This is a genomic window from Lewinella sp. LCG006 (genome assembly GCF_040784935.1).
Classification (GTDB): Bacteria; Bacteroidota; Bacteroidia; order Chitinophagales; family Saprospiraceae; genus Lewinella.
In genome coordinates this window covers 6,818,544-6,842,989 of record NZ_CP160680.1, presented here as the reverse complement: position 1 = coordinate 6,842,989, position 24,446 = coordinate 6,818,544, and the positions used below count along the sequence as shown (strand labels likewise).

Here is a 24,446-nt window from a genome sequence, read left to right as displayed (position 1 = left end):
CTTTTCGCGTAAGACGAAAGTGAGTTCGCAAAGCGTTTTATAAGAAAACTGTATGCTGATCAAAGCAGAGCCTGTAGGCGATCTACCGGCGATTAGTCGCCTACTCCAATCGACCGGTTTGTCCCAGCGCGTGGACAAGCACTATCCTACTCATCATTTGTGGCAGGGAACCAGTATTGGCAAGACATTGGAGGCTTTTCTGGTCTATATTCTGAGCGAGAACGATCATCGACTGTACAACGTAGAAGACTGGGCTTTGGGCTTGGAGCGCACGTTGAGTTGGCTTTTGGATGAAGCTGATTTTCAGGCTGCTTATCTCAGTGATGACCGTTTGGGTAGTCTGCTGGACTACCTGTCTAAGGACGATGAGCGCTGGATGTCCTTTCAGCGCGATCATAACCAATCGCTAATTCGGTTTTACGATCTGGACAACGGTACTGATCAAGGTCCCCTTGATACGGTGCGTATCGACAGTACCACGGCTCAAAGTCATCGAGAAACAGAAGGCATTTTTCAGTTGGGGCATAATGCCACGGGTTTGGCCCTACCTCAGGTAAAATTGATGCTACTGGCTATAGACAAAGCCAACCTGCCACTGGCTCTGAACGTGGTAGCAGGGCAAAACAGTGACGACAAGCTTTACGTGCCAGCCTTGGAACAGGCCTGGGAACAAGGTCTCAAGTCCAAAGGAGTACTGGTAGTGGGAGACCGCAAGCTGTGTAATCAGTACAATATGTGTTTCATTGCTGACAGCGGCAACTACTACTTGGGCCCATTGGCTCAACGACAATACTCACGAGAGGAATTAATGCAAGCCCGTGAGTGGATTGAGCAACAACAAGAGCCCGCCGAACGCGTAATGCGTCAGGCGGCGGGAAGTAAGGATTCACAAGCCATCGCGCTGGTTAAAGAGCTGCCCGCACGTGAAATCATCTCCGCTGACGGCACGATTCACACCCAAAGGCTATTCGGGGTATGTAGCTTGAATCTACGCAAGCGCCAAGTTGCCCAACTAGAGCAACGCTGCCAGACCGCTTGCCAGGAGGTCAGACTGCGCTTCACGCGCAACCGAGGTCGTAAAACGATCAAGTCGGTAGAGGAAGCTGAACGAACCATCAACAAGATACTGGACAAGCACAAAGTCGCTCACCTATACAGCTGGAAGATCACACTATCTCAGGACCCGGCCGAACCTTGCAGTGTGGAACTTACACTGGACGAGCAGCAAAACAACATCGAACAGCAACTGGCCGGATGGCGCGTGATGGCCACTAACGCTCCTTCGGATAGACTCTCGGCTTGCGAGGTGGTACTTTGTTACTGGGAGGAGTATCGTATCGAGCAGCATTTTCATTTGCTGTTGACCAAATGCACCTCGCTTACGCCAATCTTCCTGAAAAAAGAAAATCGCATCCAAGCCATGTTGCGCATACTAATGCTGGCTCTACAGTACTATAATCTGTGGCAATACACCATCCGCCAAACACTGAAAAGCGAACAAAACAGCTATCTTACCAATCTGGTGCCCGGCAATCCCGGCCGCAAAGTTGAGCGACCTACCACATCGCTGGTCTTAAGCGCGTTCCGAAGCGTCCAGATGATCTACATAATGACTGATGATCACAAAGCCAGCGTACACTTGCAGGGCATCGAAGAACATCACCTGAGGTTGCTTAAGATGATGCGATTGCCAACAGATATTTATCGTCATCCATGGGAGGCGTGAACTCACTTTCGTCTTACGCGAAAAGACCGTCGGAAGTCGGAAATATTGGTATCACCCTAGTGGCGTGTTTTTTCGTCCTTACCTAAAACACTTCCAATGATGAATTCAGGTAAGTTTCCCTATGGGTCTTCGTGTGTCTAAGCACTTCCGACCTCCCACTTCCCACTTCCGACTTAAAAAACCTTACACCCTTCCAACCCTTCCCCCCTTACCCATTCATTCTAAATACCGCGCCCAAATTCCAACGGGCTGATTTGCCAATATTTTTACCGCTCAAAACGAGAGCGCCTCCTGTAAATACACCAAACCAAGGCGTAACTGGAACATAAAGCGTACCTCCAGTTCGGGTCCAGGTGCTACCCGCTCCACTGGCTCCATTCGGGTCGGAGACGGTGCTTTGGAGCGATTGATAATGCTCCAACCAGATGTCTGCATAAAAACGTGAGGTCCCGATACCGCCACGTATCAGGATCGGCAGTGCCGCAAGTGCCTCAGGAGCTAGCTGGAAATCAATCCCCGACTGGGCGCTGATAAACCATCCGTATTTGGCGTCGTATTGCCAAAGAAACCGCCCTTGGAAAGTTGTCGCTCGTCGACCGATAGCAAAGACATTATCGTTGGGATAACTACTTAAGGGGAAGCCTAAGCCAATAGAAGTGATCAAGTTGTGGTATCCTTTGTTTTGCTCTATTCTTTCATTGCGGTATTTCAACCAAATGCTTCCATCTTGCCACCCTTGATTATCCAGGTCATTAGAGATATAAGGGGCTGTAACAATCAATGCCATTTTGGGGTCAAGACCATATTCCAGGAAAAGGTTATAACTGGTCGCATCAATATTACGATCGATTAGATCACCGTTTTCATTATGAAACTTCGAATAGGATTCGGTACTGTAGGTGAAAGCAGCATCTAATTGACCGGGTTTAGGCATAAAGCCATTGATGGGCCCTTGAGCGTGTAGCGCCTTGATACAGAAGAGCAATAAAAAGAGTTGTAGACAAAAACGTTGCATTAGGAAAAGGTTTTTATGCTTCCTTATCGGAATAGGTTTCACAAATTTACTTATGCAAAGATGAGCTTCACGGCAAAATTAAACTGTCTTACTAATTACGCTATGGCTTGCTACGGCATTTGTCGGAGAAAGATTTATCTTTGCGATCTAAACTGAATCAAACATCTTGAGCGACTGCCTCGTAATCATTCCGACCTACAACGAGAAAGAGAACATTGTGAAAATGATTCACACTGTATTCTCCCTGCCCCATGATTTTCACATCCTGATTGTCGATGATGGTTCTCCAGATGGGACGGCAACCTTGGTCAAAGATCAGCAAAAGGAATTTGCTGGCCGCTTGCATATACTAGAGCGTACGGGTAAACTAGGTTTAGGCACAGCTTATATAGCTGGCTTTCGCTGGGGCTTAGAACGCCCTCAATACGAATACTTCTTCGAGATGGACGCCGATTTCAGTCATAATCCCAATGACCTGGTACGACTTTATGAAGCTTGTGCGCTGCAAGGAGGGGATATGTCGGTAGGCTCTCGCTACGTCAAAGGTGGACAGTTGCAAGATTGGCCCTGGGATCGGGTTTTGCTCAGCTACGGGGCCTCAGTGTACGTGCGTTTGATCACTTTTATGCCAGTCAAGGACCCAACCGCAGGCTTTGTTTGCTATACTCGCCGCGTTTTGCAAGCCATTGATTTCGACAAGATTCGCTTCGTCGGTTACGCTTTCCAAATCGAGATGAAATTCGCGACCCGTCAATTAGGTTACAAAATCATTGAGGTTCCCATCACTTTTACGGATCGGATAGAGGGCACTTCAAAAATGTCAAAAGGTATTATCAAAGAAGCGGTATTTGGCGTCATGCAAATGCGTTGGCGGTCTTTGTTTTCCAGCTACCGTAGCTCTTAGACTTGTTCTACTGGGGCAGTTTACCTTACGGTGATCGCCTTCGGCTCGGAGTTGGTGGGAACTCTGAGCCAAAGGCGATCAGCGAAGCTAAAATTGATGCCTGCCTGCTCGGTAGGCATTATCGACCACGCGAAGTCTTTTTTAAGGAGTTTAGCCGTAGCTAAACGACTTAAAAAAGGCACAGTATGGGAAGATAAGGCGCGATTTGCCCCCTAAATGATCCCAGTAGAACAAGTCTAATATAACGCGCCACCACCGCAGCATTAAAAAATGGACTTTGCAGCGGATCAATGGTTTCAAACGTTAGTGATTTGACGGAAATAAGAGAAACGACTTTCTTTTGAGATTTGAAAAAAATCGAAAGCTGTTACACTTATTTTTTCTCCATCTCTTGGTAAGAAGAAACCACTAAAACTGCGCGTTATGAAAAAGCACTTTCTGCTAAACACGGTCTTTATTTCAGGCCTGATTTTATTGCTACTCAATGATCATTTTCTCAAAGCGCAGTTTGGCAACTGGTTTACGGGGAAGTTATCAGACTTTGCTGGCCTGCTTATCTTTCCCTTGTTTTTGAGATTTGTCTTTCCGGTCTCTGCGCGGCAGGCTATTGGCATAACCTTCCTGGGTTTTCTGTTCTGGAAATCTCCTTTTGTTCAACCCTTGCTTGATGCCTATAATGCACTAGGTATTTGGCCGGTTAGTAGGGTAGTGGACTATTCTGATTATTTAGCCTTTCTGATGCTGCCCTTGAGTTATTACGTGCTGGAACACGTAGCGGATTTTCGTCTGCGGATAGGTTTTAAACAGCAGTGGCAACTGAACGCTATTTTGACCATTGCTGTTTTCGCTTTCGTTGCCACCTCAACGGAAGACGATTTGTTAATTAATGATCCTACGATTACCGCTTGCTGTCAAGATGCTCCGGTGGAAGCTGATCTGGGTAACGGGAAGTTTTTCATTCCTACCATTTTTACGCCTGACGGTAATGGTGTCAATGATTACTTCCAGGTAACAGCCGATGCTAATATCCTGAGGATAGATACTTTTTGGGTGTTTGATCTCGCCAACGGCGATACCGTTTTTTACCAAACAAATATGACGGATATTACGCCAGAGAATGGATTTGATGGTGTTTATCAAGATACTATTATGGCTGCCCAGTATGGTTATTCCATTTGGTTGACTTCATCAGATCAACAAAGATCCTTGGTTAGTGGTCTGATTTGTAGTGTACCCTGTGTAGACCCCTTGAACATAGCAGAACCCATGAATATTAGCAATTGTGCGTTCGCTTCGCAGCACAATTTTATTACGGGTTACGATCCATCGGCGGATAGTGGGGAGGATTTGGATTGTTTTTGAGAAAACAAAAAAGCCTATATTGGTGAAAATAAACTGATCGCGCTCATGAAATGGCTACTTTTTTTCCTTGCAACGGTAACCCTTTTGGAGGTATCTGCCCAATCAAAATTTTCGAAGCAAACTGATCCTATTGTCGAAGAAGGGAAGTTACTTTATCGTTGTGAAATGGCATCATGGTATGGCACTGATCTATTTTTAGAAGCTTATCCAAATCGGGGTAATATTGGAGGCTATTTTTCTTACGTCGATGGCGATTTGGCGAGATGTGTATTCTTTTCAAAAGCGGATAACCATGGAGTGATCGGGACCATTACATTTGATGTTACTTACGATTTAGCTACTGCAGATGTTAATTTACAAGAGCGCGATTTTTCTGCCAAGGAACACGACCTCTACGAAATGCGCCGCAATGCCTTAGACTTAATGGGTACCGATACGCTTTTCAAAGTGTATGAAAATACTAATTTGAATTTGATTCCTTTAATCAGCCAGGGTGAAAAGAAAGTTTACGTGCTTACTGGCCCACAGAAAAATGGTGTGGTTGTTTTGGGTAATGACTATTTATTAACGATGCGCAACAACAATACAGTTAAAAGGCGCGAAAAACTTCATAACAACATTATTTCTATACCGTACGGAGATTCAGACCAAGAAATAATGGGAACAATGCACACGCACAATAAAGAAACTGGACCGTTTATCACTCCTACGGATATCTGTACTTTGATGCTTTACGCAAAATTCGCAGGTTGGAAAACCCACAGTGTGGTCTCAGCTGATTACCTGAACTTGTGGAATTGTGAGACCAATTCCCTCTTGGTACTCACTAAAGATGCTGTAGAAAAGATCAATACGCACCAAAAAAGTACGAAGGATGGCAATTAGGTGAGATATTTCTAGGGCTACGGTTGATTCCTTGAGGAGAGATGTTCCTATCCTCATGGTACGGATCTCTTGTTTACACTACTTGAACTGCGAAAAGATAGTATAGGTGTATTTGGTTTTGGATGTAAGAATAACTACTTTTAAATCACACCTTTCGAAAACCTACCTACCCATATCATGCCTAAAAAGAAACTGTTTAGTATTCCGACGGTCGTAACGCCGGAAAATTTTGCTGAGGCCATGGAGCAAGCCATCACCTTGGAATTGGCAACCATCCCTACTTACCTTTCTACGTATTATTCTATCCAGCGGCTGCCAGATCAGCAAACACTGTACAAGACCCTGCTGGAGCGTATGCCCGGCAAGGTGAAACAAGCGCAAGACCTGACGCTGGAAATCATGATCTATGCCAACAAAACGGCAGCGCTGATCATGGGCGTATTGATTGAGGAAATGCTGCATTTGGCACTGGCTTCCAACGTCAAGCAAGCCATCTGTGGATTGCCGCCGGACTTGATGGGTATTGCCGCATCTGAGGGTTTTAAATTCCCTACTCAGTTGGATGGTCACGATCCTGAATTTCCGATTAACCTGGGGCCGCTTTCGCTGAGACAATTGGCAACCTTCCTAAAGATAGAAAGCCCCAATGCTTTTGAAAATCCCTCCCTACTGATCGAAGAAAGGGCTATTGATTATCAAACCATCGGGCAGTTTTACGAAATGATTGAAGGCTGTATCAACGATCATTTTGCGGGTGCTTATGATTTAGGAGACCGCTTGCAGCTGACCCCCAATCCGCGAATGGGCGTCTATTCTTCCAATTCTATCAATACGGTCTATTACGATAAAGAACACAATCCTCATTTCGTCAATCAAGATGATAGCGGCGGACTGGTGGAAGTGGTGGACAGCAACACTGCATTGAAAGCATTGGGAATTATCGTAGAACAGGGCGAAGGCAACCATGAAGATGGCAATAAGCTACACCTGGATGACAAGGGCATGCCCATCCCGCTTCCCGTAAAAGACGGTAAGGTCATCATGGATAAGGAAGATGCCGATGCCCCAAGTGGTAAGGAGCTGGCCCACTTCGATAAGTTTTATGAAGCGTATAGTTTGGGGTATTATTACCAGGAGATGCTGGCAGGCTATGGCCTCGACTTTTTCTCCCTCTTTGTTCACAACCAGGATCTTGACCCCAAGCAGGCCGATTACGATAGCCCTAATGCCAAACCCAGCTTCAAAGACCCCAAGCAGGGCGATAATGCGGTGGCTGCACTAAAGCTGGAATCTGAATTGGGAAATGCCATCTTTACCTACATCCTTTTGATGATTGAAACCTGCTATCGGACAAAAAGCACCAAGACGCAGTTTCAGCTCTTTATGTACGGCGTACACAAGGCCATGATTTGGCTGCTAAGTCATTTTGGAGGCAATATTTCGAACTTGCTTTACCATAAAAAAGGCAAAATGTATTCGGCCGCACTGACTTTCGAGTTCTACGACTTTGCGGCAAAGCCCAATATGCGGCCCAAGGCCCAAATCATTGAACTGGCTGATCAGCTTTCCAAGGTATGGACGGTAGAAGGGTGGCTCAGCAAAGGCAATGAAAAGAGTGTCGCTTATATGGCTTTACCTGATGTTGGTCTTGATTACAGTGTCAAAGACATTGATAAAGATCTGGGAATAAAAGGAAATCCATTTCCTACCGCTCATGCTTAACCCTTTCCTATAACCCGTCAATCATTTTACCAAGATGGATCATTCCTATAAAAAAAACACCATAGCACCTGAGCCCAATAAGCGTCAATTGGCAGTAACCACGGATATTCCTAGTCCGGTAGGTCCGGAACTGCACGTTTGCATGGGCCTCAATTCCTGCAAGAACCAAGGGTTTACTAAGCAAAACGATTGTGCTGGCATGGGCTTGTGTGCCACGATCGTCCATGCTTGCCATACCGTCAATGACTGTCGTGGGCAGGGCGGCTGCGGCTTGTTTGGTACGGCACCCGAGTTTTGCCATCCTGGCGAAAACGATTGCAAATACCAAGGGAGTTGCGGTTCGCCAATCCTGGCTACCCGCTATTTTGTGGATGGGCCCAACCAAGGCCTGAGCGTATGGCAACTGGCCAGAAAACGCTTTGAAGAGCGAATGAATAAAGCCGGGAAAAAATATGGCTCACCACCACCAAGGCAGGCTTACGGTCCTACCGCCGAGTTTGCCGAAAAGATTGGGCAATACCATTACGAGTCTTGCGGCCAAAGTGGTTCGCATTATTGTTCTTTTGCCTTTGATCCTAAGGTGAGGGATGCCGAGAAGAAAGCCAAAAGAGAAGCTTTTATGAAAAATAGTAGTAAGGCTCACTATTCGGATGAGGCTTGTGTGAAAAAGGGATGATGAGTACTAACCTCCTTCAACTACCAGACCTCGGCCTCGGCCTGGGCTTGCGCAATAAGCATTTTGATCATATTCTGGAGCACGCGCCGGAGGTGGATTGGTTTGAGGTGATCTCCGAAAATTTCATGGATGCTTATGGTCGACCTCGCTATTTATTGAAGCAGATTGTCGAGCGCTATCCGGTAGTAATGCACGGCGTGTCGATGTCTATCGGAAGTACGGACCCGCTGGATTTTACCTACCTTAAAAGCCTGAAGACCCTCGCCGAAGAGGTGCAGCCCGTTTGGGTGAGTGATCACTTGTGTTGGACGGGTGTTTTATCTATCAACTCCCATGATTTACTGCCGCTGCCGCTCAACGAAGCGTCTTTGGCTCATGTCTGCGAACGCATCCGGATTGTTCAAGATTATTTGGAGCGACCGCTGGTATTAGAAAACCCGAGCACCTACGCCAGCTTTCAGCATTCTACCATGCCGGAATGGGCCTTCCTGCGGGCAATGGCCGAGGAAACCAATTGTGGCTTACTCCTTGATGTGAACAACGTTTACGTCTCCGCTTTTAACAATGATTTTGACCCCGTTCATTATATCGAACAGCTCCCTCACGAGCGCATCGTACAGATGCACCTGGCTGGGCACCAGCACTGCGGGAGTTACATTATAGATACCCACGACCGAGCCGTCACTCACAATGTCTGGCAGTTGTTTCAGCTCGCCTGGCAGAAAACGGGTGGTACCTCCACGCTGTTGGAATGGGATGGCAATATTCCTCCTTTCGAAGAGTATTATGAAGAATTGATGAAAGCCAAAAATTTCATGTCATCGTCCCTTCCCGAGCTACAAATGCCGGAAGAAGCACCTGATCACGCTGCCGAGGTTTCCAATCCGGTAGATTTTCTGATGACCAACGTAATGAAAGAAGCTTAAAAAGTGGATAAACCAGCACTCTCCTTAGCGGATTTCCAACAGTGGATGTTGAAGATGTTACTTCATCCAGGTTATGATGCTGCGAAAGTAGGAGAGGGGAGGAGTGTCTCCATTGAGGAAGTTTTCAAGCCTTCCAAACGCCTGGCCGCGAAACAACATCTGGCGATTTATCAACATGGTTATACCGCCCGCTTGCGCGACTGTCTGGCGAAACAGTTTACGGCCTTGGAATATGCGCTAAGCCCGGAATTGTTCCAGGCTTTCGCCGACGAATACCTCCGCAAATACCCCTCCGAAAGCTACAGCCTCGCCAACCTCGGCGATCGCTTCATGACCTACCTGGAGGAAACCCGCCCCGATCGCGATGAACCTATTAAAGAAGATTGGCCTGACTTCATGATCGAACTCGCCCGCTTTGAATGGCTAATCAACCACCTGTTTAATGCCGATGTGGACCACAATGGTCCGCTGGCTACCATGGCTACGTCGCCAGAACAACTGGCTCTCGTTCCTGGCTTACGCCTCCTGGCGACCAAGTTTCCGGTGCGCTGGTTTTACCAGTCGGTGGCCAAAGGCGAAGAGCCTGAGTTTCCTGGTCCTGCACCAAGTTACTATGCCATCTTGCGCCGTGATTACAAGCTGGCCTTCTTTGACCTACATCGGGAACAGTATCTGTTGTTGCAAGCCTTGGCGGATGGACAAGCCTTGTCACAAGCTTTTCGATCGCTTTCCCAAAAATACGGGTATACCACGGAGGGATTAGCTGAGATTTGGCCTGTTTGGTATGGGGAATGGGAGAGGGGTGGTTTTTTTTGAGAAGTAGTGACGTAGGTACAACCGACACCGAACGGGGGAGGGAGTGATTTAATTATGTTTGACTTTATCTTAGGTTTAACTAATTCGTGGCAGAAAGACCTCTAATATTTAACCTCGTTTGGCCGCTGGAGAGGTTTTTATGGGTCATGAAAGCATCTCTTAGAAGTAATTCCAAGGTGATTTCATTAGGCTTACTTGGTCGAAGATGAGTATAATAGGGTGAATTTTAAGATGTGTAGAAGTTTTGTTACCTCCAATAGGTGTAAAATAACTATATTTATCTTATTAAATATTGAACATGGACAATAGCTTATTCTATAGTCATATAGAAGAAAATGACGTAAACAAAGACTGGATTAGAAAAATAAAAAACTACGCTGAACAAAATACGGAGCAGCAGGTTTATTTAATTTCAGCACCTCTTGGAGAGAAATATTCTTATTCTTATGAAGAAAATGTTATAGTAATTCTTTCGCCTGGGTATAGGATTTTATTTCTAGATTTAATTGATAATGCACCGTTGTTTAATGAATATTGCGAAGATTTTATAGAAGACTTAAGTTATATATCTGATAAGTATTCTTATAAAGAATATATTGGAAGACCTAGGGAATGGAAAAGTGAAATTATAAATAGGATAACTCCTAATAATAATTTAACTATAGAGCAAATATTTAGAGAAAACAACTTAGATGATGATAACCAACGTGTTGGAGAATTATTGATTTCGTTGATAGTTGGAAGTATTAATGACATCACTAAAGTTGGTGTAAAAGAACCTGAAACCCTTTTAGATAAAGTTAAGCAAAATATAATTCTGTTTGATGGAGATCAAACCAGATTCATTTATCAAAAATTTACAAATAAAACAGTTTCCATACAAGGTCTTTCTGGAACAGGAAAAACAGAGTTACTACTTCATAAGCTGAAAGAGCTTTATGTTCTTGAAGAAGAACCGAAAATTTTCTTCACTTGCCATAATATTGCATTAGCAAATACACTTAGATCAAGAATACCTTCTTTCTTTAATTTTATGAGAGTTGAGAAACAAATTGAATGGAACTCAAAACTTTGGGTCAATAGGGCTTGGGGTTCTGGTAAAGACTCGAATTCGGGGCTTTATAGTTATATTGCTAGTTTTTATAATTTTCCATTCCTTGGTTATGACTTTTCTACTAATTATAATAAAATTTTTACTTTAGCTCTTGAATATATTAATGGAATAGATGATGAGGATTTTGAATTTGCATTTGACTATATTCTTATTGACGAAAGGCAAGATTTCCCAAAAGTTTTTTTTGATTTATGCGATAAAATAACTAGAAAAAAAATTTATATTGCTGGAGATATTTTTCAAGATATTTTTGAAAATACTCTAGAAACAGAACTTGAAGTTGATGTTATTTTAAATAGGTGTTATAGGACTGATCCAAGAACTCTGATGTTTGCTCATTCAATCGGACTAGGATTATTTGAGAAGGAAAAACTCAATTGGTTTGAAGACTTGTATTGGAAGGCAATAGGATATAATGTTAACAGAATTGGTAATAACCAAGTAGAATTATCAAGAGAGCCAATTAGGAGATTTGAGGGTCTAATGCTTGAAGATTTCGAAAGTACTGTTATTGAAAACTCAACTAAAATTATTGATGTTATAAAAATACTTAAATCAATTAAGGAAAGACACAAAACTGTAATGCCAGAAGATATTGCAATTATTATTCTTGATAGGAATAAGGCTATTTATGAATATATAGATAGCCTTTGTTACTCCATAAGAAGTCAGTTGGAGTGGAACGTAAATAGAGCTATAGAAACAAAGTCGAAGACAAAAAATGCAGTTTACATTACGAATACAAACAATGTGAAGGGTCTTGAATTTCCATTTGTTATTTGTATAACAGCCGGTATAAAAAACACATATAGATATAGGAATATATTATACACAATGCTTACAAGGTCGTTTATTCAGTCATACTTATTGGTTCAAAATGAAATAGGGTTATCTGCATTAATAAGTGGTTTGAAAGTTATAAATGACGAAAATTTAATCAGGACAAGCGAGCCTTCTGAAGAGGAAAAAATTGCTATAAAAAGTACGTTGGTGAGAATACAGAATAAGAAAAATATATCTTATAAAGAATTTTTAAACGAAATTTTTAATGAGTTAGAAATTGATAATAGATTTAGGTCAAAATTAGAGAAAGCTATTATTCAGACAGATATCGAGGAATTTGATAAAGATAAAACTGTTAAATTTATCGTCGCAAATAAAGAATTTTATAGCTAATGAAAGTTTTTGTATATAAAATTGACTCTTATTCAAAAGATCTCTTTTTTCCTAAAGAGAGAATCAAGTCTAAAATTCAAATTATTAATATCCTTTTAGAGGCCAGTAGGTATATTTTGTCGAATCCTCATATTGGTGAAAATAATTCAAATGATGAAATAAAACTTGTTATTGATAAGATGAGTAGATTGTTTTTTAGCTCGAAAAATAAATATTATTCAATTGTGTTTCCATTTAATTTGTACGAGGAAGGTGGTAGGATTTATTTTCATTACTTAAATAATATTAATGTTGATGCTTATCTGATTTCAAAAACGAAATCAGCTATTAACTGTGATAGCTTTAATGATGATTGTGTTTTAGGTTTTGCTGATTCTATTTTTGAAAGTTCTAATAGTCTAGAAAGTGAAGAGCTTTGGAGTTTTCTGAAGGAGTTGATGCTTTTTGAAGATGGATATATTAGATATGATAAAGATTTAGAAGGATTTAATGTTGCCAAAGAAAAAGGAATACCGGATAGGCATCCTTTAACTCATTACGATTTGTATTATACTAATAAAGCAGCTTTTAAAATTGGTCTTGAAGTAGATAATTCAATTGATGATTTTATCGATTTGTTGAATATAAAAACTGACTGTAAGTATATAAAAAACTAGAAGCCCCCTCACTCCCCAAACACCTCAATCTCCCCACTCCGTTCCACATTCACCGTAGGCACACCACTGAAGTCCTGGATGACACCGGTGACCTTGATCACCTGCCCGTCGAAAAACTCCTTGGGGTCACCTTCGAAGTTGACAAGGTCGTCTTTGCGGATGTAGACCGAAAAAATCTGGTTGGGAAACTGCTTGTCGAGGTTAAACCACAGATTGCCAGAACGGCTATAACGGCTGCCCACTACTTTGCCTACCACCGTGATGGACTTGTTTTCGCCCATGTATTGCTTGGCTTGCTCGGTATTGAAATGACCACGAGGTAGGCTAGGAGGGTAGATAGGGGCGACATCGCCTTGAGGGAGGTCGGAAAACCAGTGCTCCAGGTGTACATGGCTCTCTATCGTCTCTTCCTGCTCGATGAGGGAAAAGAAATCCAATCCGGTGAGTGCTTCTATCTCGTCGATGGATTTGGCATATTCCGAAATGGGCTTGGAGATGGTCGCATTAGGCATCAAGAAACCAATGGCGTCGCCCGTCTTCAGGTCCAGTACTACTTTGAAGAATTCGCGTGGAATGGAGACTTTGTTGACGCTGCGTTCAATCACCGGCAGGTTGTCATTCAATAGCGGCCCCGTCACGACGTAGAGTTGTGTCTCGGGATGGTCGACAATATAACGACGTAACAGCCCTTCCAACTCCGCCCAACCTTCGCGGTTGAAGTCAGGAAGCTGGGGCGACATGTTGCTGTAAAAGTAAGATTCCGATAAGGCCTGTTGCGACCAACGGAAATCAGCCGAAGGCGCCAGGTGTCCACGGTCGTAACCAAAACCATCGTATTTGTAAGTGCTATCGGGCTGTAAGTATTTGAGAAAGTAGTCGACCTCCGTCGCCGAACCAGAGGTGATGAGTGGATCTTCCCGAAAATCATTGGTCCGAAAAACATTGCCGTCAATAACATCTGGGGTAATGATGTGGGCCACCCATTTGGCTTGCTCGTGCTGCTCAGCATATTCCAATAGCATGGCGCTGTGCTCAACGTACTCCTCTGACGGTAAGCCTACTGCTTTCAAATCACGTCGGATCATTTGCAGTTTCAGGTCTTCAACCTGAGCCAGTAAAGCGGCTTTTTGGGCATCCAATTTGGCAATTTCCTGTTCCAGGGTAGTCACCTGGTTTTCCAGGGTTTGACTATTCAGTTGCCCTCCTATCAAGCTGATGGAGAGGAGGAGTATTACAGTGGTCTTCTTCATGTGACAAAGTTAGGCAATAGAACCTACTTCTATCTCCTCCAAAATTCCTAAATTTGGCCTTCAAATTAGGATACGCTTATGCAGTGGCTTTTTCGAGCAGTAAAAATCATGGACCCGGGCAATGAATGGCACGGACAGACAGTGGATATTCGGGTTGCCAATGGCTTAGTCGCGGAGATTGGACCTGACTTGAAGCTTGGAGAGGAGAAAGAAATCCGCTTACCGCAAGCAAGTGTGTCTACTGGGTGGGTTGATCTCGAAGCCATCGGCGGTGACCCGGGGTTTGAACACCGCGAAGATATTACCTCACTCACCAAAGCTGCCGCTGCTGGTGGTTTCACCAAGGTAGGGCTGCGTCCGGAAGCTCATCCCGTTATTCACGACAAGTCGGGAGTGAGTTATTTGCTGCAACAAGCGCGTTTTGCACCGGTAGAATTACTGCCCATCGGAGCGGTGAGTAAAGACCTTGCGGGCAAGGAAATTACCGAAATGCTGGATATGCGAGCGGCTGGAGCCGTTGCTTTTTCAGACGGTAGTCATAGCATTCAGCACGCAGGCCTGTTATTGCGTGCACTACTTTACGTGAAGACCTTTGATGGGCTGATCATGAACCAGCCCCAGGAAGCGACCATTGCTGGTAAAGGGCAGCTCCACGAAGGTATGGTGAGTACCATGTTGGGGATGCTAGGCATTCCTTCCTTGGCCGAGGAGTTGATGATTGATCGTGACTTGCGCTTGTTGGAATATACCGATTCTCGCCTCCATGTCAGCCATGTTTCCACGGCAGTGGGGGTGGAGAAAATACGGGCTGCCAAAGCCCAAGGGCTACGGGTGACGGCTTCTGTAGCTGCGCTCAACTTACTGCTCACCGTCAAGGACGTCGAAAATTTCAATAGCGATTGTAAAGTGCTCCCTCCGCTGCGGGAAGAGCAAGATCGCCAGGCCTTATTACAGGGCTTGAAAGATGGCACGATCGACTGCATTTCCTCTAATCATACGCCCTTGGAGTTGGAAGCCAAGCAGCTGGAATTTGCCTATGCTGACTTTGGCGCGGCAACGATCTCCACTGCTTTTTCCGCAGCTCGCCACGGGGTGGGTGATTTTCTCACGGAAGAAGAGCTGATCAGCAAGTTTACCAGTGGTCCACGCCGAATTTTTCAATTAGATCCATCAAGTATTACTGTAGGTAGCCGTGCACAACTTACTTTTTATCAATACAATACGTTGCGTGAAGTAACGCTGCAAGATATCCATTCAAAGTCGAAAAATTCGCCATTGATTGGTCAAACATTGACGGGCAAGCCTTTGGGTATTTTGAACGGTGATCAGTTCGTCACCTCCTAAATAACAATTACTTATGACCAATGAACAACAGGAGGAACAGTGGCGCCAGGATGGCATTCGCTGGGGGATCATAGCGGGTGGCTTGGTCGTGGTACTATTTGCCTCGGTCTATTTTATTCAAAAAGAACTGGTGCTTAGTCGAGGACTTTGGTTAAGCACGTACGTCGTGTATATCTTTGCGATGTGGAGTGCTCAGCGCAAGGTTGTTGCCAACGAGCTGAAATCATATATCCAACCCGGATTCATGGTTTTTGTGGTGGCCAACGCTCTTTTCTATTTTTATTATCACCTGCTTTTTGCTGTGTTTGACCCCGAGTTGGTCAAGCTGCAAGGAGAGCTAATGGCGGCTCAGGGGTATGATCCTAAAGATGCTGTGATGCCAACGGTGGGGAGTTCTTTCTTCGCTTACGCGCAAAGTTTAATTCCCGGATTTTTGTTGGCCACAGGTATTGGTTTCCTCCTTTCCCGAAGAAAATAATAATTAGCTCATGGATTTATCCGTCGTTATTCCACTGTACAACGAAGAAGAGTCATTGCCCGAATTGGCGGCCTGGATCAAGCGGGTAGCTGATCGGGAAGCTTATCGTTACGAAATCATCATGGTGGACGATGGAAGTACGGATAGGTCGTGGGAGGTAATCGAGAAACTATCGGCGGAAATGCCAGAACTGCGGGGAATAAAATTTCAGCGCAACTACGGTAAATCTGCGGGCCTATACGTTGGCTTTGATGCTGCCAAAGGGGATGTGGTCATCACGATGGATGCCGATTTGCAAGATAGCCCAGATGAAATTCCGGAACTGGTGGCAATGATTCGTGAGGAAGGTTACGACCTGGTTTCGGGCTGGAAGAAAAAGCGCTATGATCCCGTTCTGACCAAAAACTTGCCCAGTAAACTCTACAATTGGACGGTACGCCGCATGACGGGCATTCAACTTCACGATTTTAACTGTGGACTGAAGGCTTACCGCAAAGCTGTCATCAAAAGCATCGAAGTTTACGGCGAGATGCACCGCTATATTCCTGTGCTGGCCAAATGGGCGGGATTCAAAAAGATTACCGAAAAGGTTGTTCAGCACCAGGAACGTAAATATGGCGTAACCAAGTTTGGCATTGAGCGTTTTATTCGGGGGCCATTGGATTTGTTATCCGTCATTTTTATCTCTCGCTTTCGCAAACGTCCGATGCACTTTTTCGGGATGATCGGAGCCGTGGTATTTCTTCTGGGGTTCGTGATTCTGACTTACCTCAGTATTTCAAAACTGATTTATTTGAATTACGGTATCACCGATCGCCCCTTGTTTTACCTGGGCTTAATCTGTGCTATTATCGGCACCCAGCTGTTTCTTACAGGCTTTCTGGCGGAACTGATTGTACGTTCGGCCACCGATCGCAACCATTACCTTATTGAACAGCAAATCGGTCAAGCAAGCAAGCATGAGTAACTCCTCAAAGCACATTCTGCTGCTGGGGCCTGCTTATCCCTATCGAGGAGGCTTGGCGGCTTTCAACGAACGCCTGGCTTACGCCCTACAAGCTGCTGGCTATCGGGTGAGTTTGGTCACTTTTACCTTGCAATACCCCGATTTCCTCTTTCCTGGCAATACCCAGTATGCAGAAGATCCCGCACCGGAAGGCTTGGTGATTACACGAAAGATCAACGCGGTGAACCCCCTCAATTGGTGGAAAGTAGGAAGAGCGTTGCGCCAACTGCATCCAGACGTAGTCATCGCCGCCTACTGGATGCCATTTATGGCACCGTGCCTGGGCACTATCCTCCGGCAGTTTGATGCTAAACAGACCAAACGAATTGGCTTGGTGCACAACATTATTCCGCACGAGCGCCGTCCGGGAGATCAGGTGTTGTCTCGCTATTTTACAGGAGCTTGTGATGGTTTTATGACGCTTTCTACTTCGGTGAAAGAAGAATTGGCTGATTTTTCTACGGCACCCGTCAGGACCTCCCCTCATCCCATTTATGATACCTATGGGGAGCAAGTCGAACAGCAAACAGCTCGGGAACATTTGGGACTGGACAAAGATGGTCGCTACCTCTTGTTTTTTGGCTACATTCGAGCGTACAAAGGATTGGAATTATTGCTTGAAGCAATGGCCGATTCTCGGGTTCGGGAGCTGGGGGTAACACTGATATTGGCAGGTGAATACTATGGCAACCAAGCGCATTACGAAAACCTCATGGCAACATTGGGCATTGAAGATCGGGTAGTGGCGCACACTTCCTTCATCGCCAATGACCAGGTAAAGTATTATTTCGGTGCGGCGGACTTGGTGGTACAGCCTTACAAGACAGCAACACAAAGCGGCATTTCCCAATTGGCCTACCACTTCGAAAAACCTATGATTGTGACCAGGGTAGGGGGATTGCCGGAAATTGTGCCTCACGGGGAAGCAGGTTACGTCATTGACCAGGATGCCGCAGAACTGGCTGATGCAGTCCTTGATTTTTATCAAAACGAAAAGGCGGTAAGCCTAAAGGAAGGCGTAGCACGAATGAAGCAACAATTTTCGTGGACGGTTTTTACCGCAACGCTCGAAGAGTTGTTTTAAATTGCAAAGAAAACAGAGCTAATCATTCTCAGATGCAAGAACACATCAGAAAAGTCTTCCAAAAAAGTATTGAACTTAAGCAAGCGATGTTGGCTGACGAAGGAGTAATCGCTCTGATTGAACAACTGACGGCACTGTGTGTAAACTGCTTTAAACAAGATGGCAAACTCCTTTTTTGTGGAAACGGAGGAAGTGCCGCTGATGCACAACATTTAGCGGCGGAATTTTCTGGTCGGTTCTATTTTGATCGCCCACCACTCTACGCGGAAGCTCTTCATGTAAATACGAGCTATCTGACGGCAGTGGGCAATGATTATGGTTATGACGAAACCTACGCTCGGATGGTAAAGGCAATGGGAAGAAAGGGCGATGTGTTGTTTGCCTTATCCACCTCTGGTAATTCACAAAATATCTTGCGAGCAGCAGCAGTTGCCCGTGAACAAGAAATGACGGTTGTTGGCTTTACCGGTCAAACGGGTGGCCAACTGTCAGCATACTGTGAGCATTTACTTGCTGTTCCTTCTCAAGATACTCCTCGCATTCAGGAATGCCATATGCTAGTGGGGCATTTGATTTGTGAGCTGGTGGAGGGGGAAATGTTTGGGGAGTAGTGTTTGTTGGTGCTCACTGCGTTCGCGAGGGTGTTCGTTCCGAAGTGTCGGAACTCGCGGGGGTGCTCGCTTACGCTCGCGAGGAACGAGCATATACCGCGAGGAACGAGCATATACCGCGAGGAACGAGCATATACCGCGAGGAACGAGCATATACCGCGAGGAACGAGCATATACCGCGAGGAACGAGCATATACCGCGAGGAACGAGCATATACCGCGAGGAACGAGCATATACCGCGAGGAACGAGCATATACCGCGAGGAACGAGCATATACCGCGAGGAACGAGCATATACCGCGAGGAACGAGCATATACCGCGAGGAACGAGCATAAAAAACAAAAAAAATGGCAAAACGTAAAAAAAATCCAGATCGCTCCATGGAAGTGGGGCTTGATCATGAAGACAAAAGAGCACTTTGGCGCACGGTCATGATCTCAAGTATTGTCTTGGGAGCTATACTGACGGTGATTTATATCTTGGTGGGTAAACTATTTCCCAATAATCTCAACTGGCTTAATGCTACTCGTACGGGGGTGAGTTTGCTAGCTTTTTGGTTGGTGATTACTTCTACGATCCGTACGTTCGACAAGGTGCGTGAAGGAGTAGCATTCTTCTGGCATTTGATCATAGGCGTTGCCAGTGCGGCCCTGGGGATTTTGCTCTTTTTGCTGGCACTGCGGGTCTGGAATGAGTTGGGGCACCATGGCGCCACCCTGCCTGGATACAATATTATCGGGTTCTATGCGGCGGGTGGCTTGGTGGCTTCTACCATTTCTATGATTCACCTGAGGGTAGAAGGCGAAAACAACGGAAATTTGCTGGAACTGTTGGTGATTGCTATCGCTGTTGCGGTATTCTTTTGGGTGACGTAATCAAGTTGATGGTTGTTGGTTGATGGTTAGGTGGTTGGTTTGTTACTTCCCTCTTCTCACTTCCGACTTTGAATGCAGTCTGATCGTATGATCGTGTTGGTACGATTGGGGTGCGGTGGAGTGCGAGAATGAAAGTCGGAAGTATTTGTTGCACCCAATTTTGGCATAGCCAACCAACCAACCATCTAACCCACCTTCTCCTCCTTTCTCGTTTGGTAAAGAGAGACGAAAACGCCACCTGCCAGGAGTACAAAAATGACGACCAAGCTTAACCATTCGGCGGGGTGCCAAATTTCGTGGAGCATCATTTTAGCAGCGACAAAAAACAAGATAATCGCCAGACTGTACTTCATGTATTCGAAGCGATCCATCATGGAAGCCAACACGAAATACAGTGAACGAAGGCCCAAGATGGCAAAAACGTTGGAGGAGAAGACCAGAAACGGATCGGTAGTGATCGCCAGAATAGCAGGAATAGAATCAAAGGCAAAGAGGATATCAGTCGTTTCTACCATCAGTAAAGCAATGAAGAGTGGGGTAGCAGCAAGAATATGCTTGCGGCGTACAAAAAACGACTCATCATTTATTTGTTTACTGACAGGAAATAATTTCTTAGCGTATTTGATAATTGGATTTCGATTGGGATCGACTTCTTCATCGCTGGTGAGCATCTTGTAGGCACTATAAATCAGAATGGCTCCAAAAATATACATCATCCACTGAAAATGCTCTAGTAACCAGACGCCAGCCCCAATCATGATACCTCTGAAAACCAAAGCACCAAGAATACCCCAGAATAGCACCCGGTGTTGAAATTGTTGTGGGATTTTAAAATACTTGAATATGAGTGCCATCACAAAGACATTATCCATACTCAAAGAAAGCTCTACCAGATAACCGCTTAGGTACTTAAGTACCGCATCACCACCCGTTAACTCCCTAGTGCCCAAATGATTTTGGTATAGGTAGTAGACGACAACCGCAAAACTTACGCCTAAGGCTGCCCAAAGGCTCGTCCAGCGCAGTGCTTCCCGTGTACTGGGGACATGGTTGTCTCGGTTAAAGACACCAAGGTCTAATCCTAATAGAAAAAGAATGAATACGATAAAGATGCTCCAGAGCAGCATAAGATAAGTTTAGCCTTTTGACCTTGTGATAACTGTAAAAGTAACACAATCCCCAGCCTTTTATGTTCGAAATGAAGGTGGATTTCGACGAAAGAACGTTTTAGGCCAACGAAAGTAGAAAACAAAGGGTTGAAGGTGTAAAAATGTGACTCCCTAAAATGGAGTAGGCAAGCCTGATGACTTGCCTACTGTGACTACACTGCAAGAGTGTGTCTTGGTCTTGCCTTATAAAGACATTAATCTTTCGTTGAACTTACTCCTGGATAGCAGCAATCCCCGGTAGTATTTTACCTTCGAGGTATTCCAGCATAGCACCACCACCCGTTGAAGCGTGGCTCACATCATCAGCCAGACCCATTTGGTTCACAGCCGCTACGGAGTCACCGCCACCGATGAGAGAGTAGGCACCGTTTTTGGTAGCTTGTGCTACGTATTCCGCCATAGCCTTGGTACCGTGGGCGAAGTTTTCGAACTCGAAAACACCCATTGGACCATTCCACAAGATGGTTTTTGAAGCAAGTACTACTTTTCCGAAAGCTTCGATACTCTCGGGGCCGATATCTAGTCCTTCCCAGCCATCGGGAATGGAACCTGTCGCCGCAAAACGGGTTGCTGCGTCATTGGAGAAGCCGTCGGCAATTTTGTTATCAGTAGGTAGGTAGATGTTGACGCCTTTGTCGCGACCTTTTTGAAGGAGTTCCAGCGCCAGGTCTGTTTTATCTACTTCACAGATAGAATTGCCGATATTTCCTCCTTGTGCTTTGGCGAAAGTATAAGCCATACCACCGCCAATGATGAGATTGTCAACACTGTCGAGCAAACGGTCAAGCAATAAGATTTTATCAGAAACTTTAGCACCACCAACGATGGCCGTCAGGGGGCGCTCCGGGTTGTGGAGGACCTTGTTGGCACTCACCACTTCTTTGTCCATCAAAAAGCCGAATGACTTTTCTGCTGGGGCAAAGTATTGCGCCATTACTGCTGTAGAAGCGTGAGCACGGTGGGCAGTACCAAAAGCATCATTGATATATACATCACCTAATTCGGCCAATTGCTTGGCAAAAGTTTCGTCACCTTTTTCTTCTCCAGCGGCGAAGCGCGTATTTTCCAGAAGGATCACATCGCCGGGCTGCAAGCTCTCTGCCAGGGCACGGGCTTTGGGACCTACCGTCTCAGGACAAAAGCGAACATCAACACCCAATACTTCAGAAAGATGGGGGACGATGTGGCGCAGGGTGAATTTCTGTACATCAAGGCTACCATCGGGTAGTTTCTCCTTCAATGGGCGACCAAGATGAGACATCAGGATGGCCGAACCTCCATCAGCCAGTACCTTCTTGATGGTAGGTACCGCCGCAAGGATACGGGTGTCATCGGTAATGTTGTACTCGCTATCCAGAGGGACATTAAAATCAACGCGAATCAGTGCTCTTTTACCTGCAGCATTCAACATAGAGTGGGAAGTTTGTGTGTGGGGTACTTTGTACAGGGTACGAGGTACTTGGTACAAGAAAGACAGAATGGCTCACTTTAACCAAAACGTAGCCACTATATTGCCGTTGTCTGAACTTGGGCTGATAATGGTTAAAGTGAGCATTTAAGTAAAAAGGCAAATAGCACTCGGTAAAGCATCCTTGATAGGTAGAGAAGCATAGGAATAAACAACGATCATTGCCATAAGTAAACCCTATACCCAATACCTAGTACTAAGTACCTAATACCAGCAATTTACTTAGTACAAATCAAGTGCGCCAAGTCGGCCAAACGAGCAGAGTAACCTGCTTCATTATCGTACCAGCTAACAACTTTGAGCATATTGCCATTGATGTTGGTCATCAAGGAATCAAAAACAGAAGAGTGAGGATTACGGATGATATCACCAGAAACGATGGGATCTTCGGTATACTCCAAGTAGCCTTTCATGGGGCCTTCTGCTGCTTCCTTGAACTTAGCGTTAACTTCTTCTTCGCTACCAGGCGTTTTGTCCAGAACTACGTTGAGTTCGATCATAGAACCAGTAACGACGGGCACACGTACGGCAATAGCAGACAATTTGCTACCAATAGCAGGGTATACCAACTTTACTGCAGAAGCAGCTCCGGTGCTGGTAGGTACAATGTTGTAGGCAGCTGCACGTGCACGACGAAGGTCGCTGTGAGGGCCATCCTGGATATTCTGGTCAGCAGTGTAAGCGTGAACCGTGGTCATAGACCCCAGCTGGATTCCCCAGTTGTCGTTTACGATCTTTACGACAGGAGCCAAACAGTTGGTGGTACAAGATGCATTGGAAAATACATTGGCACGACGGTCGAGGTCTTCGTGGTTGACACCCAAAACGATGGTCTGGATACCGTCACCTTTTCCAGGAGCTGAAAGCAATACGTCTTTTGCACCAGCACTAAGGTGCATGCCGGCTTTGTCTTTGGTCACAAAACGACCTGTACACTCGAGTACAAGATCAATATTGTGTGCTACCCAGGGAAGCGCTGCAGGATCACGCTCAGAAAGGCAAATGATTTTTTTGCCGTTTACGATGAGCGCATCATCGGTAGCTTCTACGGTACCCTCGAATGGGCCTTGAGCAGAGTCATACTTCAAGAGATGAGCAAGTGTGGCGTTATCAGTCAGGTCGTTGATAGCAACAACTTCAATACCGTCTTTCTTAAGGAGGTTACGGAAGGTCAGGCGACCAATGCGTCCGAAACCGTTGATAGCAATTCTCTTTGCCATGTTTGTGCGGAGTTTGATGGATAAAATGTAAAGGTGTTGATCGGCAGTGGAATGCTCCAGTTGCTAATCTTTCTTTAAAGCGGAGCAAAAATAACACCTTAAAGGCCAATAATCAAATCACTTAGTGTAAAAAATACAATAATATTTGTCGCTTGAGGCTGTTTTTCCTTGCTACGTTCAGGTTTTTGATGGTGTCAGGAAGAAAAAAGGCAGGGTGGGAGGGAATTATTTACAAAAAAATAGCATTGATAAGGCTGGTAATCAGGGAGCTCGATTTTTTTTGAAGAAAAATTACTGGTAGGGCTTGGTAGAAAAAAATAAACGTTTTATATTTGCATCGCTTTAGGAAAAAGCAGCCACGTGCTAAGGTAAAAGTACCTTGAACTACCATCGAGATCAGCCCGTTCGTCTAGTGGTAAGGACGCAGGAATTTCATTCCTGAAACATGGGTTCGAGTCCCGTACGGGCTGCTAAATTGCGATTGATACGCCTGATTTTTTTACGATTTTTGTTTTCGATATACTTTGAACACAAAAAATATTGGAGAATCAAAATATTGTAGTATCATTGCAGCCAGGATCGAAAGCGATCCGATCTTACAGGGCTCAGGACGCTAAATTCTCATCCTTGTAACACGGGTTTAAGTCCCGTAAAGACTACTACCAAGCGCAAGGTTAAACGCGCAAAAGATATTGACAATTTTCACTTTTGTGAAAGCACGTCAAGGCCCGTTCGTCTAGGGGTTAGGACGCAAGGTTTTCATCCTTGTAACACGGGTTCAAATCCCGTACGGGTCACTTAAAAGAGCTCACTTCCGGTTGGAGGTGGGCTCTTTTTGCTTTTGGGAGATGAACCTGATGCTAATGACTTCTTCCTCTCTCTAGACGAAAACACGGAACCTTGTTTTACGCGATATATGTGGAGGCAGTGGCCTTAGCCAAAGCGGCAGCGGCTCTTGGTGCT

At 45.1% G+C, this 24,446-nt stretch carries 21 protein-coding genes and 2 tRNA genes; 18 read left to right on the top strand and 5 right to left on the bottom strand.

Going from position 1 to position 24,446, the window contains the following annotated elements; translation table 11 throughout:
* The first annotated feature begins 52 nt into the window (after nt 1-52).
* The gene (locus AB0L18_RS25060; protein ID WP_367389257.1) at nt 53-1,726 is read left to right on the top strand and encodes an IS1634 family transposase; all 1,674 of its coding nucleotides are present in this window, start codon (nt 53-55) and stop codon (nt 1,724-1,726) included.
* A gap of 208 nt (nt 1,727-1,934) precedes the next feature.
* Here the strand turns inward: AB0L18_RS25060 and AB0L18_RS25055 are convergent, their stop codons facing one another.
* Nucleotides 1,935-2,741 carry a hypothetical protein gene (locus AB0L18_RS25055; protein WP_367390062.1) on the bottom strand — a complete coding sequence of 269 codons (807 nt, stop codon included), beginning with the start codon at nt 2,739-2,741 and terminating at the stop codon, nt 1,935-1,937.
* A 166-nt stretch (nt 2,742-2,907) separates the two neighbouring features.
* Between AB0L18_RS25055 and AB0L18_RS25050 the strand changes: the two genes are divergently transcribed.
* From AB0L18_RS25050 to AB0L18_RS25010, 9 genes are all read left to right on the top strand, one after another.
* Nucleotides 2,908-3,645, top strand: coding sequence for a polyprenol monophosphomannose synthase (locus AB0L18_RS25050; RefSeq protein ID WP_367390061.1), 738 nt, complete (start codon nt 2,908-2,910; stop codon nt 3,643-3,645).
* 423 nt (nt 3,646-4,068) lie between these two features.
* Nucleotides 4,069-5,007, top strand: coding sequence for a hypothetical protein (locus AB0L18_RS25045; protein ID WP_367390060.1), 939 nt, complete (start codon nt 4,069-4,071; stop codon nt 5,005-5,007).
* 45 nt (nt 5,008-5,052) lie between these two features.
* Nucleotides 5,053-5,892: a hypothetical protein gene (locus tag AB0L18_RS25040; protein WP_367390059.1), complete on the top strand. Its 840-nt coding sequence runs from the start codon at nt 5,053-5,055 to the stop codon at nt 5,890-5,892.
* A 177-nt stretch (nt 5,893-6,069) separates the two neighbouring features.
* Nucleotides 6,070-7,614 (top strand): ferritin-like domain-containing protein, encoded by a 1,545-nt coding sequence (locus AB0L18_RS25035; RefSeq protein WP_367390058.1) that lies wholly within the window; start codon nt 6,070-6,072, stop codon nt 7,612-7,614.
* Nucleotides 7,615-7,648: 34 nt separating this feature from the next.
* On the top strand, nt 7,649-8,290 hold the full coding sequence (locus AB0L18_RS25030; RefSeq protein ID WP_367390057.1) for a hypothetical protein: 642 nt from the start codon (nt 7,649-7,651) through the stop codon (nt 8,288-8,290).
* Nucleotides 8,290-9,216, top strand: a complete 927-nt coding sequence (locus tag AB0L18_RS25025; protein ID WP_367393189.1) for a DUF692 domain-containing protein — start codon at nt 8,290-8,292, stop codon at nt 9,214-9,216. The genes AB0L18_RS25030 and AB0L18_RS25025 overlap by 1 nt, the downstream gene beginning before the upstream one ends.
* Nucleotides 9,217-9,219: 3 nt before the next feature.
* On the top strand, nt 9,220-10,032 hold the full coding sequence (locus AB0L18_RS25020) for a putative DNA-binding domain-containing protein (protein WP_367390056.1): 813 nt from the start codon (nt 9,220-9,222) through the stop codon (nt 10,030-10,032).
* 298 nt (nt 10,033-10,330) lie between these two features.
* Nucleotides 10,331-12,322 (top strand): DEAD/DEAH box helicase, encoded by a 1,992-nt coding sequence (locus tag AB0L18_RS25015; protein WP_367390055.1) that lies wholly within the window; start codon nt 10,331-10,333, stop codon nt 12,320-12,322.
* Nucleotides 12,322-12,978 (top strand): hypothetical protein, encoded by a 657-nt coding sequence (locus AB0L18_RS25010; protein ID WP_367390054.1) that lies wholly within the window; start codon nt 12,322-12,324, stop codon nt 12,976-12,978. The genes AB0L18_RS25015 and AB0L18_RS25010 overlap by 1 nt, the downstream gene beginning before the upstream one ends.
* Before the next feature lie 8 nt (nt 12,979-12,986).
* Here the strand turns inward: AB0L18_RS25010 and AB0L18_RS25005 are convergent, their stop codons facing one another.
* Nucleotides 12,987-14,228, bottom strand: coding sequence for a DNA/RNA non-specific endonuclease (locus AB0L18_RS25005; protein WP_367390053.1), 1,242 nt, complete (start codon nt 14,226-14,228; stop codon nt 12,987-12,989).
* Between the two features lie 78 nt (nt 14,229-14,306).
* Between AB0L18_RS25005 and AB0L18_RS25000 the strand changes: the two genes are divergently transcribed.
* The 6 genes from AB0L18_RS25000 to AB0L18_RS24975 all read left to right on the top strand — a co-directional run bounded on the left by AB0L18_RS25000 (nt 14,307) and on the right by AB0L18_RS24975 (nt 19,626).
* Nucleotides 14,307-15,572 (top strand): dihydroorotase, encoded by a 1,266-nt coding sequence (locus tag AB0L18_RS25000; RefSeq protein WP_367390052.1) that lies wholly within the window; start codon nt 14,307-14,309, stop codon nt 15,570-15,572.
* Nucleotides 15,573-15,585: 13 nt separating this feature from the next.
* Nucleotides 15,586-16,050 (top strand): hypothetical protein, encoded by a 465-nt coding sequence (locus AB0L18_RS24995; RefSeq protein ID WP_367390051.1) that lies wholly within the window; start codon nt 15,586-15,588, stop codon nt 16,048-16,050.
* A 10-nt stretch (nt 16,051-16,060) separates the two neighbouring features.
* Nucleotides 16,061-17,017 carry a glycosyltransferase family 2 protein gene (locus AB0L18_RS24990; protein WP_367390050.1) on the top strand — a complete coding sequence of 319 codons (957 nt, stop codon included), beginning with the start codon at nt 16,061-16,063 and terminating at the stop codon, nt 17,015-17,017.
* Complete coding sequence (locus AB0L18_RS24985; RefSeq protein WP_367390049.1) at nt 17,010-18,140, top strand: glycosyltransferase; 1,131 nt, start codon at nt 17,010-17,012, stop codon at nt 18,138-18,140. The genes AB0L18_RS24990 and AB0L18_RS24985 overlap by 8 nt, the downstream gene beginning before the upstream one ends.
* 32 nt (nt 18,141-18,172) lie before the next feature.
* Complete coding sequence (locus tag AB0L18_RS24980; protein WP_367390048.1) at nt 18,173-18,751, top strand: SIS domain-containing protein; 579 nt, start codon at nt 18,173-18,175, stop codon at nt 18,749-18,751.
* A 347-nt stretch (nt 18,752-19,098) separates the two neighbouring features.
* Nucleotides 19,099-19,626 carry a hypothetical protein gene (locus tag AB0L18_RS24975; RefSeq protein ID WP_367390047.1) on the top strand — a complete coding sequence of 176 codons (528 nt, stop codon included), beginning with the start codon at nt 19,099-19,101 and terminating at the stop codon, nt 19,624-19,626.
* Nucleotides 19,627-19,811: 185 nt separating this feature from the next.
* On the opposite strand, the gene AB0L18_RS24970 is transcribed toward AB0L18_RS24975, so the two are convergent.
* From AB0L18_RS24970 to gap, 3 genes are all read right to left on the bottom strand, one after another.
* Nucleotides 19,812-20,753, bottom strand: a complete 942-nt coding sequence (locus tag AB0L18_RS24970) for a TerC family protein (protein ID WP_367390046.1) — start codon at nt 20,751-20,753, stop codon at nt 19,812-19,814.
* Between the two features lie 253 nt (nt 20,754-21,006).
* Nucleotides 21,007-22,206: a phosphoglycerate kinase gene (gene pgk / locus AB0L18_RS24965; RefSeq protein ID WP_367390045.1), complete on the bottom strand. Its 1,200-nt coding sequence runs from the start codon at nt 22,204-22,206 to the stop codon at nt 21,007-21,009.
* A 275-nt stretch (nt 22,207-22,481) separates the two neighbouring features.
* Nucleotides 22,482-23,483: a type I glyceraldehyde-3-phosphate dehydrogenase gene (gap, locus tag AB0L18_RS24960; protein WP_367390044.1), complete on the bottom strand. Its 1,002-nt coding sequence runs from the start codon at nt 23,481-23,483 to the stop codon at nt 22,482-22,484.
* Nucleotides 23,484-23,881: 398 nt separating this feature from the next.
* On the opposite strand from gap, the gene AB0L18_RS24955 reads away from it, so the two are divergent.
* Together AB0L18_RS24955 and AB0L18_RS24950 are read left to right on the top strand one after the other, a co-directional pair.
* Nucleotides 23,882-23,953: transfer RNA gene (locus AB0L18_RS24955), tRNA-Glu, on the top strand.
* Nucleotides 23,954-24,208: 255 nt separating this feature from the next.
* Nucleotides 24,209-24,280, top strand: a tRNA-Glu gene (locus AB0L18_RS24950).
* Nucleotides 24,281-24,446: the final 166 nt, after the last annotated feature.